The sequence below is a fragment of the Salifodinibacter halophilus genome, assembly GCA_012999515.1.
GTDB classification, from domain to species: domain Bacteria; phylum Pseudomonadota; class Gammaproteobacteria; order Nevskiales; family Salinisphaeraceae; genus Salifodinibacter; species Salifodinibacter halophilus.
On record JABEEB010000392.1, the window covers coordinates 1 to 258 of the forward strand.

1 protein-coding gene is annotated in these 258 nt (G+C 78.7%); it reads left to right on the forward strand.

The genetic code is table 11. The features are described 5' to 3' along the window. Positions 1-258: KR domain-containing protein (locus HKX41_12160; GenBank protein ID NNC24889.1), on the forward strand; the 258-nt coding region annotated here is incomplete at both ends.

Genomic DNA, 258 nt, shown 5'->3' on the forward strand with positions numbered 1-258 from the left:
GCCAGGGCCGCGCCTGGATCCACCGCGCCGGCCAGTGGTCGCGCGAGCGCCTGCGTCCGGTGCCGCTGCCCGCGCGCACCGACGGCGGCTTCCGCGAGGACGGCGTGTATCTGACCGTCGGCGGCGCCGGCGGCGTCGGCGAGGTCTTCACCGAGCATCTGCTGCGCCGCTATCGGGCGCGCGTGGTCTGGGTCGGGCGGCGTCCGGCCGACGCGCAGATCGCGGCGAAACTGGCCCGGCTCGCCGCGCTCGGGCCGG